The sequence below is a fragment of the Caballeronia sp. PC1 genome (assembly GCF_021353155.1).
GTDB lineage: Bacteria > Pseudomonadota > Gammaproteobacteria > Burkholderiales > Burkholderiaceae > Caballeronia > Caballeronia cordobensis.
Map to the genome: position 1 here is coordinate 256,530 of NZ_JAJUBH010000002.1, position 16,964 is coordinate 273,493.

Below are 16,964 nucleotides of genomic sequence, written 5' to 3' on the forward strand. Positions count from 1 at the left end.
AAATGAACAAGTTGCTTATATCCGGCACGGCGACGTTGTTCACGCTGGCCGGCACGGCGCACGCGCAAAGCAGCGTGACGCTCTACGGGCTGATCGACGCGGGCGTGACCTACACGAACAATCAGGTCGGCCCGACGGGCGCCGGACATAGCAACTGGGAGCTGAAAAGCGGGCCCGTGCAATACAGCCGATGGGGCTTGCGCGGCGCGGAAGATCTGGGCGGTGGCCTGAAAGCCATCTTCAATCTGGAAAACGGCTTCAACCTGAACAGCGGGCAGAACACGTCGAGCAACCGCATTTTCAACCGGCAGGCATACGTGGGCTTGTCGAGCCGCGACTACGGCGTGCTGACGTTCGGACGTCAGACCGACGATATGGTGGACTTCGTCGGCCCGCTTTCGTTGACCGGCACCGAATACGGCGGCACGCATTTCGCGCATCCGTTCGATGTCGATAACCTCAACGATTCGTTCCAGATCAATAACGCGGTGAAGTATCAAAGCCCCGATTTCGCGGGCTTCAAACTCGGCGCGCTCTATGGGTTCTCGAATCAGGCGGGCGGTTTTTCGAACAATCGCGCGTATAGCTTCGGCATGTCGTACATGTGGGGGCCGCTCAACTTCGGCGCGGGATTCCTGCAACTCAACGGCGACGCGCAAACGCCCGCGCAACTGAATTCGAATGGCGCTGTCACCGATACGAGCGCCTCATCGCTGCAAGGCGTGCCGCTCGGCGCATTGTCGAGCCGTCAACAGACGTGGGGCGCGGGCGTGAACTATTCGTTCGGCCCGGCCGTGGCGGGCTTCGTCTATACGCAGACGAATCTCACGCAATTGTTCCAGACCGGGCTCAGCACGCACTTCCAGAACTTCGAAGGCAATCTGCGTTATGCGCTGACGCCCGCGGTCGAGCTCTCAGCCGCTTATACGTACACGCGGGCGAGCGCGCTCGCGGGCGGCAGCAATCCGCACTGGAACCAGGTCAGCGCGATGGCCGGCTACAGCTTCACGCGGCGCACCGATGTGTATGTTCAAGGCGTGTGGCAGGGCGTGAGCGCGGGCAGCGGGTCGCCTTTGGGCGTGTCGTGGATCAACGGCATCACCGCGCCGTCTTCGACGAGTAATCAGGTCGAGGCGACGGTCGGATTGCGGCATCGGTTCTGAACCAGATCGACGCCGCAGACCCCGTGAAGCGGCGGCTCGCCGCGCCTTGCCGGTTGCGATACTTGCGGCCCCATTCCGTCACGGGGCTCGCGTGTTCGTTCGCGCAGAAGCTCTCGAATTCGCGCCACGCTTCTTCATAGTCGCCGGCGCGGGCGAGTTCGAACTGATGTCCGTTCGTCGCGCACGCGGCCACGTTCATGAACTGCTTCAGTATCGGCCGGCACGCATGGCTGATGTATGGGTCCGCTTCGTCTCTGGGCCACTCGTTCGCCGCGATGAGCATCTGACGCCACGCGAGAATCGTCTCGTGGCAGGCGTCGCAGCGCGCATCGCCCTGAATGAGCGCGCTCGCCTCCAGCACGGCGGTCGCGTGTTCTTCGAATTTCGACAGCTTGATCCAGGCCGCGCGCGCGAGGGAATCGGGCAGGTCGATGTCGCCATCGACGAACGCGTTGTTCGCGTCGGCCGGCAAGTCCAGCTTCATGACGACGCCTTCTTCGTGAAGCATCACGCGCACGCCGAAATCGGCGACGAGCATCGCGAGGCGGCATCCCCAGCGCATGCTCATGTCGTGCAGCCAGGCTTCGTCGGAGGTTCGCAGCGCGGCGGCGATTTCTTCGCGCGCGTCGGCGAGCCATCGGCTTTGCGCGACTCCTGCTGTTCGATTCATGGCGTCATCTCGAGCAAGCGGAAGCCGTTAGCTTAACGCGCGCGACGCCGGTGCGCGTGACGGCGCGTATCTCACGTTGTCGCCGTGGACATGCTTTACTTGGCCTTTCGCCGCAACGACAGACAAGGAAGCGACTTTGGCCAGCCGACCTCTCGAAAGCCGGGCGCGCACGCACGCGCACGCGGTCGCCTCGCAGGCGAGTCCGTGCGACGAGCTCGTCATCCGCGCGCAGCCCGTCGCCACCGACCGCCCGTGCCGGCGCAAGCGTCTCGCGCTGGCGGCGACGATTCTCGGGTCGAGCATGGCGTTCATCGACGGCTCGGTCGTCAACGTCGCGTTGCCGTCGATACAGCGCGAGCTTGGCGCGAGCATCGCGGCGATGCAGTGGGTCGTCGACGCGTATCTGCTGTTTCTCGGCGCGCTCGTGCTCGTGGGCGGCTCGATGGGCGACAAGCTCGGGCGGCGCAAGGTGTTCATCGCGGGCATCGCGATTTTCACGGCTGCGTCAGCGGGGTGCGGCGCGGCGCCCGGCATGGGCTGGCTGATCGCGGCGCGCGCGTTGCAGGGCGTCGGCGCGGCGCTGCTCGTGCCGGGCAGTCTCGCGATCATCGGCGCGGTGTTCGAGGGCGAAGCGCGCGGCCGCGCCATCGGCACGTGGGCGGGCGTGGGCGCGATCACGTCGTCGGTGGGGCCGGCGGCGGGCGGCTGGCTCGTCGACGTCTATTCGTGGCGCGCGATCTTCTTCCTCAATCTGCCGCTCGCCGCCGCGACGATCGCGCTGGCGCTCGCAGCGGTGCCCGACAGCCATGACGCCGACGCACCCCAGACGCTCGACTGGCCGGGCGCGGCGGCCACGGCGGCGGGTCTCGCGGCGCTCACGTTCGGCCTCACCGAAGCGCCGTCGCGGGGCTTCGCCGATCCGCTCGTGCTCGGCATGATCGGTGCGGGCGTCGCGCTGCTCGCGGCGTTCGTCGCGATCGAGGCGAGATCGCGCGATCCGATGGTCCCGCTCGACATCTTCCGCTCGCGCGATTTCAGCGGCGCGAATCTCGTCACGCTGCTGCTTTACTTCGGGCTCGGCGGCGCGCTGTTTTTTCTGCCATTCACGCTGATTCGCGCGTACGGCTACAGCGCGACCGAAGCGGGCGCCGCCGTCTTGCCGATGCCGCTCATCATCGGCCTGCTGTCGCGGTTCACGGGCGGACTCACGGGCCGCTTCGGCGCGCGCGCGTTGCTGATCGCCGGGCCGTGCGTCGCGGGCCTCGGCTTTGCGATGCTCGGGCTGCCGTTCGTCGCGAGCAGCTATTGGGCGGGATTTCTGCCCGCGCTCGTCGTGCTCGGCGTGGGGCTGACGATCACCGTCGCGCCGCTGACCACGACCGTGATGGCGTCGGTGCCGGGCGAGCGCGCGGGCGTCGCCTCGGGGATCAACAATGCGGTCGCGCGCGTGGCGGGCCTGCTCGCGATCGCCGTGCTCGGCATCGTGTTCGTGCGCACGCACGATGCGGCTTTGTCGGCGCGGCTCGACCGCTTGCATGTGCCGCGCCAGAGCCTGTCCGTGCTCGACGCCGACGTGCTTCCCGCCGCGCCCGCGACGCCGCTTGCACGCGCGCAGTCCGAAGCCATCGCCGAGGCGTTGCGCGCCGTCGCGCTGCTCTCGGCGGCGTGCGCCTTTGGCGCGGCGGGCGTCGCGGCGGCCACGATCCGCCGTAAGCAATAAAAAAATCCCGATGCGGGCATCGGGATTCGAAAGTACTGCTGCGAAGCGCTTCTTAGTGTCCGGCGTGAACCGGTTGGTCGACCGCCTGCGCCGCGCGTTTTTGCAACTCTTCCGTCGTCTTGCCTTCGCCGTTCGGCAGCCAGCCCGGAGGACGCAGCAAGAAGCCGACCGCATCCGACACGCTCTTCGCGTTGAACATGTCCTTCACGAGGCTGACCCAGTGCTCCATCTCGACGACGACCGGGTTGTGCGACGTCACCGGGGTCGTGAGACCGTAGACGCAGGGTTCATCGGCGCGTTCTTCCACATAGGTGCCGAACAGCCGGTCGAAGATCACGAGCACGCCGCCGAAGTTCGCATCCAGATACGTCGCGTTCGAAGCGTGGTGCACGCGGTGCGACGAGGGCGTGTTGAACACGTATTCGAGCCAGCCGAGCTTCGGAATCCAGGTTGCGTGCAGCCAGAACTGATAGAGCAGGTTGATCGACACGACCGCGAGCACCACTTCCGGCTTCACGCCGAGCCACACGAGCGGGGTGAAGAAGATGGCCGAGCCCGCGAGCTTGGTCAGCCAGCCCAGCCGGTACGCGGACGACAGCGTCAACTGGTTCGGCGAGTGATGCACCGCGTGATTCGCCCAGAAGAAGCGGATCGTGTGCGACGCGCGGTGGTACCAGTAGTAGCAGAACTCCTGTCCGATGAAGAGCAGAAAGAGCGTGAGCGCGGTGTTCGTCGTGACCGTGTGGATGCGATGCTCCCACGCGAAGTTGAAGACCGGCGTCGCGAGCGAGATCGGCACGAACGCGAGCAGCTTGCGGCCGACGAGATCGACGAGCGAAATCCAGGTTTCGTGCCAGTCGAAAGCCTTGTCGGTGCCCTTGTGCTTGAAGTGCAGAACGATGGCTTCGATCATCGACGCGGCGAGGACGATGCCCAACGCGTACATCGAAATCTTTGCGAGCAGTGCGGGTTCCATGATGGTTCGCCTTGGTGGGTGGTTGCGAATGAACCCATTGTGGCGATCGACCCGGTTAAAAACCACGCACAAACTATTTCATGGAATGTCACGGGTCGCCCGCAAAGCCTTGTCGCAGAAGGGACGGGCGTGACGCGGGAGTTATGTCGAAGTGTGTCGCAGGCCCCTTTCCGCCCGCTCGCCGCCTGAACCGGAAATCCTGGTAAGCAGCTTACGAGAACCTTGTATATCGGATCGAATGTCTATAAAATGCGAACAATTCCTATTTACATAACATCGTAACGATGATTGCGTTTGCGCACGGCTCCTTCGAAGGATTGCGGGCATGAGGCCGGTATTGGTTCGCCTGCATCGATGGCTCGGCGTCGCGACCGCGCTCTTTCTATTCGTCTCGGGTCTCACCGGCGCGATCATCGCGTGGGATCACGAGATCGACGAGATACTCAATCCCGCCTTTTTCCACGCGCGCACCGGGGGCCCGGCGCTGCCGCCGCTCGAACTCGCGCGCCGCGTGGAGGCCGCCGATCCGCGCGTCGAGGTGACGTACATGCCGCTTGGCGTCGAGCCGGGGCATACCGCGCAGATGATGGTCATGCCGCGCACGAATCCGGCGACGAACGCGCCGTACGACGTGCCGTACAACCAGATCGCCGTCGATCCCGCGACGGGCCAGGTTCAGGCGCAACGCATGTGGGGCGCGTTCTCGCTGGCGCGCATCGACCTGATGCCGTTTCTCTACAAGCTGCACTACACGCTGCATTTGCCGATCGTCGGCGGTTTCGATGTCGGCACGTGGCTGATCGGCATTGTCGGCATCATGTGGTTTCTCGACAGCGGCATCGCGCTGATCCTCTCGTTTCCGAGCGTGAAGGCATGGCGCAAGTCGTTCGCGTTTCGCGTAAAACGCGGCGGCTACGCGCTCACGTTCGACCTGCATCGCTCGGGCGGCGTGTGGATCTGGGGCCTGCTGCTCGTGATGGCGCTCACGTCGATCTCGATGAATCTCGCCGAGCCGGTGATGCGTCCGGTCGTCTCGATGTTCTCGAAGCTCTCGCCCTCGTTCCTCGACAATCCGGAGCTCGTGCGCGCCGGCCCGCCGGGCAAGCCCGTGGCCACGCGCGAAGCGATCATCGCCGCCGCCGCCCGCGACGCGCAGCGCGAGAATCTGACCGAACCGATGGGCGCGCTCTACTATGCGCCGATGTTCAAGGCGTATGGCGTCGGCTTTTTCGCGCCCGGTCACGATCACGGCGACATGGGTCTCGGCAACGCCTGGCTCTACTACAACGGTCAGACGGGCGCGCTCGCGGGCTCGACGATTCCCGGCCGCGGCTCGGCGGGCGACATCTTCATGCAGGCGCAGTTTCCGCTGCATTCGGGGCGCATCGTGGGCCTGAGCGGGCGCATTCTCGTGAGCGCGGTGGGCATCGCTGTGGCGGTCTTGAGCGCCACCGGCCTCATCATCTGGTTCAGAAAGCGGGCGGCGCGCCGACATTCGGCGGCGGCTGCGGACGCACGCGCGGCGCGCGGCGGTTCCGTGGCGTCATAACGGCTGCCCGCCGCGGTTCGAATCTCGCATCGATACCTCGAATAAAGCTCGACAAGAACACCACACGCGGGTGGGATGTTGCGTTTGCGCAAAACATCTCAATTCGTGAATGATAACGACTCTTATTCACTCTATAATCCGCGCATAATTCAGTCTTGCCTCGTGCGAGTCAGAACAACGCCGCCCGGATTCCAGTCGCGCCCCGGGACGGAAGACCGACTCATCCCGTAGTGTCCGCATTCATGTCCGCCTCACGTTCGTCCCGTACTTCACATTCGCAGGCCGCGCCTGTCCGAGCGCTGTCGCATCGCGCTGCCGTCGTCGCAGCCGTTGCGATGGTCTTTTCCCTGTCGGCGCAGGCGCAATCTGCCGATACCGCCGCCGCCGCGCCGCAGGAAAGCACCTTGCCGGCCGTCAAGGTCCAGGCGTCGAAGGAGTCATTGCCCGGCGATTTCGCGCCGACCTTCGCGGGCGGTCAGGTCGCCCGGGGCGCCGATTTCGGCGTGCTCGGCCAGCAAAACATGCTCGACGTGCCGTTCAGCATGACGACCTATACGTCGAAGCTGATCGAAGATCAGCAGGCGCGCACCATCGCCGACGTGCTCGCGAACGATCCCTCGGTTCGGACTGCGTATGCTTTCGGCAATTTCGCGGAGACGTATGTGATCCGAGGCTTCGAGCTGCAGGGCGACGACGTCTCGCTGAACGGCCTGTACGGCATCACGCCGCGCCAGCTCGTCGCGACCGACGCGCTCGAACGCGTGGACGTGTTCAAGGGCGCGAATGCGTTCCTGAACGGCGCGTCGCCGAACGGCTCGGCGGTGGGCGGCGGCATCAATCTGCAACTCAAGCGCGCCGACGACAAGCCGCTCACGCGCGTCACGCTCGACGGCACGGCATCGGGCGAGATCGGGGCGCACGTCGATATCGGCCGGCGCTTCGGCAGCGAAGGGCAGTTCGGCATCCGCGTGAATCAGGCGAATCACGACGGCGAGACGAGCATCGACGGCGAACACCGCCGCGACAACACCACGGCCGTGTCGCTCGACTGGCGCGGCGACAAGCTGCGTCTTTACGGCGATTTCCTGTACCAGCGCCAGCGCATCAACAGCGGCCGTCCGACGGTCAACGACTTCGCGAACTTCATTCCCGGCCCGCCCGCGGCGACCTATAACTACGCGCAGACCTGGAGCTTCAGCTCGATCGAAGATACGGTCGGCATCCTGCGCGCCGAGTACGATTTCCTGCCCGGCTGGACGGCCTACGTGACGGGCGGCATGCGCCACACCGACGAGCAGGGCGAATACTCGTCGCCGAGCGTTCAGGCGAACGGCACGACCACGGCGACGCGCCTCGGCGTGCCGCACAAGGAAGACGGCTCGTCGGCGGAAGCGGGCGTGCGCGGCCACTTCAACACGGGTCCGGTGTCGCATTTCGTGACGGCGGGCGCGTCGATCGTGCGGGTCGATTCGATGTCGGCGTTCACGTTCAGCAGCGCGTTTCCGACGAGCCTCTACGACACGCCGCAAGTGCCGTATCCGCCGACGACGCTTTCGGGCGGCAATCTGGCCGATCCGCAGACAACGGCGTTGAACCTGATGCGCAGCATCGCCGTCTCCGACACGCTCGGCTTCCTGAACGACCGCGTACTGTTCACCATTGGTGCGCGCCATCAGGAATTGCTGTCGAACACTTACGCGTACACCGGCACACAGACGCGCAATTACAACGACTCGATCACGACGCCGGTGTTCGGTCTCGTCGTCAGGCCGATGGAGCACGTCGCGCTGTTCGCGAACCATAGCGAAGCGCTGACCATCGGCGACGCCGCGCCCAATACCGCCGCGAACTTTGGCGACCAGCTGCCGCCGGCGAAGTCGAAACAATGGGAAGTCGGCGCGAAATACGACAACGGCCAGTACGGCGCGTCGTTCGCGGCGTTCCAGATCGAGCGGCCGCTCACCTTCGTCAACAGTTCGAACGTTTTCGTCGCGGACGGGACGCAGAAGCATCGCGGGCTGGAGGCATCGATTTACGGCGAGCCGCTGAAAGGCGTGCGCCTGATCGCGGGCGCGACGTATCTTCACGCGACGCAGGAAGGCACGGCCAGCGGTGCAACCGACGGCAACAAGCCGATCGGCGTGCCGACCATGTTGTTCAACGTCAACGCGGAATACGACGTGCCCGTGCTCAGCGGCTTGACGCTGACGGCGCGCTGGATCCACACGGGCTCGCAGTATCTGAACGTGACGAACACGCTCGCGATTCCCGCCTGGGACCGCTTCGACCTCGGCGCGCGCTACGCCACCGTGCTGTTCGGCAAGCCCACGACGTTCCGCGCGAGCGTGCTGAACGTGGCGAACAAGTCGTACTGGGCATCGACCATCGGCGGCTATCTGACGATGGGCGCGCCGCGCACCGTGCTGTTGTCGATGACGACCGATTTCTGAAGCCGGTCAGCGCTTCGAGGCGTCACCCGCGGCGAGCGCGGCGAAATCGACCAGCCGGTCGTATTCGTCGCCATCGAGAAAACCGAGTGCGATCGCCGCCGCGCGCGGCGTGATGCGCTCGTGCAGGGCTTTCGCCGTGATCTGCGCGACGCGGTCGTAACCGAGTGTCGGATTGAGTGCGGTGACGGCGAGCAGCGACCGCTCGACGTTTGTCGCGAGCTGTTCGCGGTTCACGTCGATGCCGCGGATACAGCGTCTTGCAAACACGCGGGCTGAATCGGCGAGCACGCGCATCGATTGCAGCAGGTTGTACACGAGCACCGGCTTGGCGACGTTCAGTTCGAAGTTGCCGGATGCGTTGGCGACGGTGATCGTCTGGTGATTGCCGATGACCTGAAAACACGCCTGCGCGACGACTTCCGCGATGGTCGGGTTCCGTTTGCCCGGCATGATGGAGGAAGTGAGACCGTCATCCGGAATCAGCAATTCGCCGAGACCGCAGCGCGGGCCGGACGCGAGCAGCCTGATGTCGTTCGCGATTTTCAGAAGCGAAGTCGCGATGGTGTTCAATGCGCCCGACAGTTCCACCAGCGCGTCGTGTCCCGCCATGCCTTCGAACTTGTGCGCGTTCGGAACGAAGGACAAGCCGGTCGCCTCCGCGAGCGTCGCGCAGAAGTGGGCGTCGAAACCCTTCGGCGCGTTCAGCCCCGTGCCGGCAGCGGTGCCGCCCTGCGGCAGGATCAGAAGGCGCGGCAAGGCATCGTCGAGGCGGGCGAGCGCGTTCGAAAGCTGCTGCGCGAAGGTGCCGAACGTTTGCCCCATGGTCATCGGCACGGCGTCCATCAGATGCGTGCGCGCGACTTTCAGGACCTCGGCGAACGCCTGGCTGCGTTCCGCGAGCGCCGCGCGAAGTTCGTCCAGCGCGGGCCGCAGACGTTCGCTCACCTCGATGGCCGCCGCGACGTGCATCACCGTGGGAAAGCTGTCGTTGGACGATTGCGAACGGTTGACGTGATCGTTCGGATGCACCGGCGCCTTCGTGCCGAGCGGCTGTCCAAGCAACTCGTTCGCGCGGTTCGCGATGACCTCGTTGGCGTTCATGTTGGTCTGCGTGCCGGACCCCGTCTGCCAAATCGTCAGCGGAAAATGGCCGTCCCATTTTCCCTCGCGCAGTTCGATCGCGGCCTGCTCGATTGCCGAAGCCAGCTCGGGCGCGAGCGCGCCGCATTGCACGTTGGCGCGCGCGGCCGCGAACTTCTGCAAGCCGAAGGCGCGCAACAGCACCACCGGGAAGCGCTCCTCGCCCACTTCGAAAAGCCCGAGGGCGCGTTGCGTCTGCGCGCCCCAGTAACGATCCGACGGAATCTCGACGGGGCCGAATGCATCATGTTCGATTCGCGATGGTGTGGTCATGGCGCGTGACACTATCTCGTGATTGAAATGCCGTGAGGATGCGGATTGGCGTCGTTCATATCTTCGGGCAACAGATTGCCGTCCGCAAGGTTCTCGTCGGCCTGCGCGATGTCCGGGTAGCGTTCGGGATGCAGATGCCGCTCGGCGACGCTGTCATCGAACGTGCGCGACCACTTGGCGATCACGACCGTCGCGAGGCTGTTGCCGATGGTATTGCAGGTGGCGATCGCCATCGACATGAAGCGGTACACGCCGAAGATCAGCGCGAGACCCTCCACGGGCAGAATGCCGGTCGACGTGACGGTCGCGGCAAACACCACGAACGAGCCGCCCGACACCGTGGCCGCGCCCTTCGACGTGAGCAGCATGAGCAACAGAATGCCGATCTGATGATCCAGCGTGATCGGCACGCCATACGCATGCGCGATGAACATCACGCCCATCGACATGAAGATCGACGTGCCGTCGAGATTGAACGCATAGCCGGTCGGCAGCACGAGCCCGACGGTCTGCTTCGCGCAACCGAGCCGTTCGAGCTTGATCAGAAGACGCGGCAGGGCGCTTTCCGACGAAGCGGTGCCGAGCACGATGAAGATTTCGTCCTTGATATAGCGCAGAAAGCGCCACAGGCTAAAGCCCGCGAGCTTTGCGATCACGCCCATCACCACGACGATGAACAGCACGACCACGGCATAGAAGCTCAACACGAGTTGCGCGAGCGCGATCAGCACCGCCGTGCCGTTGCTGCCCACGGAGAAGGCGATCGCGCCGAGCGTGCCGAGCGGCGCAAGCTTCATCACGAGGTTGATGAACGAGAACAGCACTTCGGAAATGAGATCGAGCCCTTCGTTGATGCGCACGCGGCGGCGCTCGGGAATCGCGAGAATGCCGATGCCGACCATCACCGCGAGCACGACGACCTGCAGCAACTCACCCTTCGCGAACGCGCCGATGAAGTTGTCCGGCACGATATGCATGACGAACTCGGTGAACCCCTGCGGCGCGGCTTTGACCGCCATCGCGGGCACCGCGCCGACGGTGACGGATGTCATCGCCTTGCCGGTCTGCAGCAGGTTGCCCGCGAGCAGGCCGACGGCGAGCGCGATCGTCGAGACGACTTCGAAGTAGACGATCGAGCGCCAGCCCACGCGTCCCGCGCTCTTCACGTCGCCCGCCGAGGCGATGCCGTGCACGATCGTGAGAAACACGAGCGGCGCGACGCCCGCCTTGATGAGCGCGAGAAAGATATCGCCGAGCACCTTGAGCTGGGCGCCGAACTTCGGAAACAACAATCCGACCGCAATGCCGATGACGAGCGCCAATAGCACCTGCATGCCGAGCTTGCGGTACCACGGCAGCTTCTTCTTCGCTGCGGCGGTTGCGTCGTGTGATGCGGGTTGGTTATGCATCGCCTGCTCCTCCATGATTCGTCACGTTCAGATTTCGCTCGACAGCGCGATGGCGCGGTCCACCATCTGCGGGGCGAGACCGAGATAGTTCGCGGGATCGGTCATGCGGTCGATGGCGGCGCGGTCGAAGTGCCGCGTGACTTCGGGCAGGGCGGCGAGCGCTTCTGCCAGCGTGCCGCCATGCTCGTTCACCGTGCGGCAGGCGTCGTACACGACGTCATGCGCCTGCTGACGTCCGATGTGCGGCGCCATGCCCATCATCACCGCTTCCGCGACGATCAAGCCCTTGCTGATGCCGAGGTTGTGCTTCATGCGCGCTTCATCGACGATCAGGCCGCCGAGCGCGAACTTCGCCTGATGCAGCGCGCCCGCCGTGAGGATGAAGCTTTCGGGAATCGCGATCCACTCCGCGTGCCACGGGCCGGTCGCGCGCTCGAAGTCCTGCACCATCGCATCGACCATCAGGCCCGCGTGCTGGCGCACGGCCTTCGCCGCGGCGAGCATGAGTTCGCTGGAAATGGGATTGCGCTTTTGCGGCATGGTGCTGCTCGCGCCGCGTCCCTTCACGAACGGCTCGTAGACTTCGGCGAACTCGGTGGACGCCATGATCATGATGTCGAGCGCGATCTTGCCGAGCGAGCCCGTGACCAGCGCGAGCAGGTTGACGGCCTCGGCGAAGCCATCGCGAGCGACGTGCCAGGTCGTGGCGGGCACGCCGAGTTTCAGTTCTTCGGCGAGCGCTTTTTGTACTTCGAAGCCGTTGTCGCCAAGCGATGCCAGCGTGCCCGCCGCGCCCGCGAATTCGACGACGGCCACGCGTTCGCGCATCTGCGCCAGGCGTTCCTGATGGCGATCGAACATCGCGAGCCAGATCGCGACCTTGTAGCCGAACGTGACCGGCAAGGCCTGCTGCAAGTGCGTGCGGCCGGCCATCGGCGTGTCGCGATGCTTCTTCGCCAGATCCGCGAGAATCGCGCGCAGTTCGCGGATATCGCCGTCGATCGAATCGAGCGCGTCGCGCACTTGCAGCGCGACCGCCGTGTCCATGATGTCCTGCGTCGTCGCCCCCCAATGGACGTAGCGGCCCGCGTCGCCGCACATCTCGACCAGTTGATGCACGAGCGGCAGGATCGGATAGCCGACGATATCGGTCTCTTCGCGCATGTGATCGAAATCGATGCGCTGAATGGTCGACTCGCGCGCGATCACGTCGGCGGCTTCGGCGGGAATCACGCCGGTTCGCGCTTCAGCCTTGGCCAGCGCGACTTCGACGTCGATATAGCGCTGGATCAGCGCATGATCGGAAAACAGCGCGCGCATCTTCGCGGTTCCGAAGGCGTCGCGAAACAGGATGGAATCGACCACGGTGCTGGCCATCGGAACGGGAGAGTGTGTCATTGCAACCTCGAAGATCGGAATAAGTCCGGACATATGCAGAATAATATGTCCGGACATGTACGGGCAAGCTATGATTTACCCTAGCAAGCAGAAAAGACAGACTCAGGGACAAGATGACCAACCGACCCCATTTCGCAGACATCGCGCGCGAACTGACCGAAGCGATCGCTTCGGGGCGCTATCCCGTCGGCACGGTGCTGCCGACCGAACTCGAATTGCGGGATCACTACCGCACGAGCCGCCATACGGTGCGCGCGGCGCTGCATGAACTCCAGCAACTCGGTCTGGTTTCGCGACGGAAAAACGCCGGCACGCGCGTCGAGTCGTCGCGCCCGCGAAGCGAATTCCGCCCGACGCTCGCTTCCGTCGACGATCTCGCGCAATTCGGTTCCGAGCATTTGCGGCTCGTGCAATCGACGGAGGTGATCGCCGCGGATCGCGATCTCGCCCGGACACTGCAATGCGACGAAGGCACGCGGTTTCTGCGCATATCGAGCTTGCGCATCGAGGGAGGAAAGGGCAGCGCGCCGGTCGGCTGGACGGACGTGTATATCGCGCCCGACTATGCCGACGTGGCCGAGCGCGCGCGCGAGCAGCCCGACACATTGATCAGCGCGATGATCGAGGAACGCTACGGGCACGGCATCGCGGAGATTCAGCAGGCGATTCGCGCGGTGCTGGTGCCGGACGAAATGGCGAAGCGGCTGCGCGTGGAACCGGGCACGGCGGCGCTCGAGATCGTGCGGCGCTATCTGGATTCGGCGGGCGAGAGTTTCGAGACGTCCGTGAGCATTCATCCCGCCGAACGCTTTTCAGTCGCGATGCGGCTCAAGCGGTCGAACTGAGCGCGCCCATAACCAAAAGTACCGGTTTCTTCCCAGAAAATATCGTTGGTGAGCGCGTCGGCAGTTCGATATTGTGTTTCCGACATCGGGAATGGCCATGCAGTGCGGCCGGTTCTCGAAAACTGATATCAACGGAGACACGAATGACCGACTTTCTTTCCGCGAGTGAATATCACCGGATCGCTCACGACCTGACCTTGCCGAGTTCCGCGATCATCGATGGCAAGCTTTGCAAAGCGTTGTCCGGCGAGACGTTCACGAGCACCAATCCGGCGACGGGCGAACGCCTCGCGGACGTGCCCGCCTGCTCGAAGGCCGATGTGGACGCGGCCGTCGCAAGCGCGCGCACGGCGTTCAACGACGGCCGCTGGTCGAAGCTGCATCCCGCCGAGCGCAAGCACGCCATTCTCCGTCTCGCCGATCTGGTCGAAAAGAACGCGCTCGAACTCGCGGTGATGGAAAGTCTCGACGCCGGCAAGACCATTTTCGACTGTCAGACCGTCGATGTCCCCGAGACCGTCAACGTGCTGCGCTGGCACGCCGAGGCCATCGACAAGATCTACGATCAGGTGTCCCCCGCATCGGACAATCACATCTCGATGATCGTGCGTGAACCGGTCGGCGTCGTCGGTCTGGTTCTGCCGTGGAATTTTCCGCTGTTGATGCTGGCGTGGAAGATCGGTCCGTCGCTCGCCGCAGGCTGCTCGCTCGTCGTGAAGCCGGCCGTCGAAACCTCGCTGACCACGATGCGCGTCGCCGAACTCGCGCTGGAGGCGGGCATTCCCGCTGGCGTGTTCAATGTCGTGACCGGTAGCGGCCGTTCGGTGGGCGAGCCGATCGGCCGCCATCCCGACATCGACATGGTGTCGTTCACCGGCTCGACGGCGACGGGCCGCCGCTTCCTGACCTACTCGTCGGAAAGCAATCTCAAGGAAGTCGTGCTGGAGATGGGCGGGAAGAATCCGTGCGTCGTGATGCCCGACGCAGCGAACCTCGACGCCGTGGCAGCGCACATCGTCAACGGCGCGCTCTGGAACATGGGCGAGAACTGCTCGGCGATCGCGCGGCTGATCGTGCATCGCGACATCAAGGCGCCGCTGCTCGAACGCGTCGTGAAGCTGGCCGCCGAATGGCGCGTGGGCGATCCGCTCGATCCCGCCAACCGCGTCGGTCCGCTGGTTTCGAAGCAGCATTTCGAGAAGGTCCAGTCGTATCTGTCGGGCGATATCAACGTGCTGTTCGGCGGCGAGACGAGCATGGGGCGCTATGTCCATCCGGCCATCATCGATGTCGAAAGCAACGACGCGAAGCATGCGCGCGAAGAAATTTTCGGGCCGATTCTCGCGGTGATCACGGTGGACAGCCTCAAGGACGCAATCGAGATCGCGAACGACACCGAATACGGCCTGTGCGCGTCCGTTTTCATCGGCGATGGCAAGCGGGCGTTGCGCGCCGCGCGTGCGATCCGGGCGGGCACCGTGACGGTGAACTCGTTCGGCGAGGGCGATATCACCACGCCGTTCGGCGGCTATAAGCAATCGGGCTTCGGCGGGCGCGACAACTCGCTGCATGCACACGATCAGTACACGCAGCTCAAGACCCTCTGGCTCGATCTCACCGACGACGAGACGGACGAGTTCTGAGTGCGGCGGCGTTCTAGCCGGCCCATGCCTGTCTGACTTCAAATAGCGTGACGGGACGAAAGCGTCCCGTCCGCTCATTTGCTTGTCTCATCTTTTTCAAAACCCATAATAATTCGGATGTCGAAATAAAACCGACGCATTCGTTGGGTCTGAAATGCGCTTGTGCGAAACAGAATAAAAAGAGCGAGCGCACGAGCCGGAAACTGGAGGAGCTGTTATGTCATTGCAGAACAAGAGTTTGAGCGCATTCGGCGAAATGCCCGAAACTGAGACTTCGGCCGCGTTCAAACGACGTTTCATGATGAGGATGATTTTCGTCCTGACGGGCGGCATGTTTCTCGACGGTTATATCCTGGGCATTGTCGGCCCGGTGAGCGCAAGGCTGACCGCCGAACTCGGCATCTCGACGTTCTGGGAAGGCCTGATCGCCGCCGGCGCATTGTTCGGCATTCTGTTCGGCTCTCCGCTGGGTGGCTGGGCCGCCGACAAGTACGGCCGCAAACCGCTTTTCATGGCGGATATGGGGCTGTTCCTGATTTCGTCCGTCATGCAGTTCTTCGTCAACTCGCCATTGGAACTGTTCTTCGTGCGGCTGTTGATGGGCGTCGCGATCGGCGCGGAATACTCCGTCGGCTGGCCGCTCATGTCGGAGTTCGCGCCTTCCCGGCTGCGAGGACGGCTCATGGGCTTGACGCAGGTCGCGTGGTACACGGGATTCATGGTCGCCTTCGCTGTCGGATATGCGCTCAATGAATCGACTCACCTCGGCTGGCGCTTCATCCTGGGGACGAGTTCATTCATCGCGGCGATCCTGTTTCTTGCGCGTTTCGGTCTGCCGGAGTCGCCGCGGTGGCTGTGGAACCAGAAACGCCAGCGCGAGGCGCGCGCGATTGCCCGGCGCTACATGGAGAATCCCGCCGACGCGGCGGACGTCGAGCGCGAATGCGCGGGCGTGGACGGCGCGAGGCTCGGCATGCTCTTCTCGCCGAAGCATTGGCGCGCCACGCTGTTCATGTCGATGTTCTGGTTCTGCGCCGTGACGCCGTACTTCGCGATCGGCACCTTCGCGGATAGCGTGCTCCAGAAGTACGGTCTCGGCGGCGGGCTCGCGGGCGGCATCGGTCTTTCCGCGGTCGCACTCGCCGGTGTCGTGGTAACGGTCCTCCTGATCGAAAAACTCGGCCGCCGCACGCTGACGGTCCCGCCGCAATGGCTGTGCACCGTGGTGCTCGCGATCATCGGCTTATGGACGGGCGCGCCGCCGGTCGCCGTGCTGGCGCTGTTTCTCGTCTTCTCGTTCTTCAACGCAGGGTACAACACGCTGACGGGCATCTATCCCGGCGAGGTCTTCCCGACCGAGGTGCGCTGCATCGGGACGGGCTTCGCGGCCGCCGTGAGCCGGGTCGGAGCGGGTCTCGGCACGTTCCTGCTGCCCTGGTCGATGATCCATATCGGCGCTTCGGGAACCATGCTGATCGCGGCCGGCATCGCCGGTCTGGGCGCGGCATTGTCGCAATGGCTTGCGCCCGAGACCAAAGGCAAGAGCCTCTCGGAGACGGCTGCGGGCTTCGGCCATTAACGCGTGCCTGCGTCGTCATCGCTTGCATAACGAAAAGTAGTGCTACGACCCAAGAAAATATCGGTGGTGGCGTAGATTTCGATTGGATATCGTTGTACCCAAGATACGTATCAGAAGCCTGCGACGCGCCGATTCTGGAGACAAGGTGC

General features: G+C 64.2%; 12 protein-coding genes. 7 read left to right on the top strand and 5 right to left on the bottom strand.

Going from position 1 to position 16,964, the window contains the following annotated elements; all coding sequences use genetic code 11:
• Positions 1-2 precede the first annotated feature (2 nt).
• Positions 3-1,163 (top strand): porin, encoded by a 1,161-nt coding sequence (locus LY284_RS16925; RefSeq protein ID WP_233387373.1) that lies wholly within the window; start codon positions 3-5, stop codon positions 1,161-1,163.
• Here the strand turns inward: LY284_RS16925 and LY284_RS16930 are convergent.
• Positions 1,099-1,833, bottom strand: coding sequence for a hypothetical protein (locus LY284_RS16930; protein WP_233387374.1), 735 nt, complete (start codon positions 1,831-1,833; stop codon positions 1,099-1,101). The genes LY284_RS16925 and LY284_RS16930 overlap by 65 nt on opposite strands.
• A 136-nt stretch (positions 1,834-1,969) precedes the next feature.
• Between LY284_RS16930 and LY284_RS16935 the strand changes: the two genes are divergently transcribed.
• Positions 1,970-3,553 carry an MFS transporter gene (locus LY284_RS16935; protein WP_233387375.1) on the top strand — a complete coding sequence of 528 codons (1,584 nt, stop codon included), beginning with the start codon at positions 1,970-1,972 and terminating at the stop codon, positions 3,551-3,553.
• A 52-nt stretch (positions 3,554-3,605) separates the two neighbouring features.
• Here LY284_RS16935 and LY284_RS16940 read toward each other — a convergent pair whose 3' ends face one another.
• On the bottom strand, positions 3,606-4,529 hold the full coding sequence (locus tag LY284_RS16940) for a sterol desaturase family protein (protein ID WP_233387376.1): 924 nt from the start codon (positions 4,527-4,529) through the stop codon (positions 3,606-3,608).
• A 325-nt stretch (positions 4,530-4,854) separates the two neighbouring features.
• Between LY284_RS16940 and LY284_RS16945 the strand changes: the two genes are divergently transcribed.
• The gene (locus LY284_RS16945) at positions 4,855-6,078 is read left to right on the top strand and encodes a PepSY domain-containing protein (protein ID WP_233387377.1); all 1,224 of its coding nucleotides are present in this window, start codon (positions 4,855-4,857) and stop codon (positions 6,076-6,078) included.
• Between the two features lie 242 nt (positions 6,079-6,320).
• Positions 6,321-8,528: a TonB-dependent siderophore receptor gene (locus tag LY284_RS16950; protein ID WP_233387378.1), complete on the top strand. Its 2,208-nt coding sequence runs from the start codon at positions 6,321-6,323 to the stop codon at positions 8,526-8,528.
• 6 nt (positions 8,529-8,534) lie between these two features.
• Here LY284_RS16950 and LY284_RS16955 read toward each other — a convergent pair whose 3' ends face one another.
• The 3 genes from LY284_RS16955 to LY284_RS16965 are packed head-to-tail and all read right to left on the bottom strand — an operon-like array spanning position 8,535 to position 12,748.
• Positions 8,535-9,941: a lyase family protein gene (locus LY284_RS16955; protein ID WP_233387379.1), complete on the bottom strand. Its 1,407-nt coding sequence runs from the start codon at positions 9,939-9,941 to the stop codon at positions 8,535-8,537.
• A gap of 11 nt (positions 9,942-9,952) precedes the next feature.
• Complete coding sequence (locus tag LY284_RS16960) at positions 9,953-11,350, bottom strand: cation:dicarboxylate symporter family transporter (protein ID WP_053569262.1); 1,398 nt, start codon at positions 11,348-11,350, stop codon at positions 9,953-9,955.
• Positions 11,351-11,377: 27 nt separating this feature from the next.
• A complete protein-coding gene (locus LY284_RS16965) occupies positions 11,378-12,748 on the bottom strand; it encodes an adenylosuccinate lyase family protein (RefSeq protein ID WP_233387380.1) in 1,371 nt (456 codons plus the stop codon).
• 113 nt (positions 12,749-12,861) lie between these two features.
• On the opposite strand from LY284_RS16965, the gene LY284_RS16970 reads away from it, so the two are divergent.
• The 3 genes from LY284_RS16970 (at position 12,862) to LY284_RS16980 (ending at position 16,815) form a co-directional block, all read left to right on the top strand.
• A complete protein-coding gene (locus tag LY284_RS16970; RefSeq protein WP_233387381.1) occupies positions 12,862-13,593 on the top strand; it encodes a GntR family transcriptional regulator in 732 nt (243 codons plus the stop codon).
• A 143-nt stretch (positions 13,594-13,736) separates the two neighbouring features.
• The gene (locus LY284_RS16975) at positions 13,737-15,236 is read left to right on the top strand and encodes an aldehyde dehydrogenase (RefSeq protein WP_233387382.1); all 1,500 of its coding nucleotides are present in this window, start codon (positions 13,737-13,739) and stop codon (positions 15,234-15,236) included.
• A 298-nt stretch (positions 15,237-15,534) separates the two neighbouring features.
• Complete coding sequence (locus LY284_RS16980; RefSeq protein ID WP_233387383.1) at positions 15,535-16,815, top strand: MFS transporter; 1,281 nt, start codon at positions 15,535-15,537, stop codon at positions 16,813-16,815.
• The last annotated feature ends 149 nt before the right edge of the window (positions 16,816-16,964 follow it).

Bases quoted from the DNA above. Each gene is read 5' to 3' on its own strand.
- LY284_RS16955 (WP_233387379.1), bottom strand. From the start codon at position 9,941: ATGACCACACCATCGCGAATCGAACATGATGCATTCGGCCCCGTCGAG.
- LY284_RS16975 (WP_233387382.1), top strand. From the start codon at position 13,737: ATGACCGACTTTCTTTCCGCGAGTGAATATCACCGGATCGCTCACGAC.
- LY284_RS16970 (WP_233387381.1), top strand. From the start codon at position 12,862: ATGACCAACCGACCCCATTTCGCAGACATCGCGCGCGAACTGACCGAA.
- LY284_RS16950 (WP_233387378.1), top strand. From the start codon at position 6,321: ATGTCCGCCTCACGTTCGTCCCGTACTTCACATTCGCAGGCCGCGCCT.
- LY284_RS16980 (WP_233387383.1), top strand. From the start codon at position 15,535: ATGATGAGGATGATTTTCGTCCTGACGGGCGGCATGTTTCTCGACGGT.
- LY284_RS16930 (WP_233387374.1), bottom strand. From the start codon at position 1,833: ATGAATCGAACAGCAGGAGTCGCGCAAAGCCGATGGCTCGCCGACGCG.
- LY284_RS16960 (WP_053569262.1), bottom strand. From the start codon at position 11,350: ATGCATAACCAACCCGCATCACACGACGCAACCGCCGCAGCGAAGAAG.
- LY284_RS16940 (WP_233387376.1), bottom strand. From the start codon at position 4,529: ATGGAACCCGCACTGCTCGCAAAGATTTCGATGTACGCGTTGGGCATC.
- LY284_RS16925 (WP_233387373.1), top strand. From the start codon at position 3: ATGAACAAGTTGCTTATATCCGGCACGGCGACGTTGTTCACGCTGGCC.
- LY284_RS16965 (WP_233387380.1), bottom strand. From the start codon at position 12,748: ATGACACACTCTCCCGTTCCGATGGCCAGCACCGTGGTCGATTCCATC.
- LY284_RS16945 (WP_233387377.1), top strand. From the start codon at position 4,855: ATGAGGCCGGTATTGGTTCGCCTGCATCGATGGCTCGGCGTCGCGACC.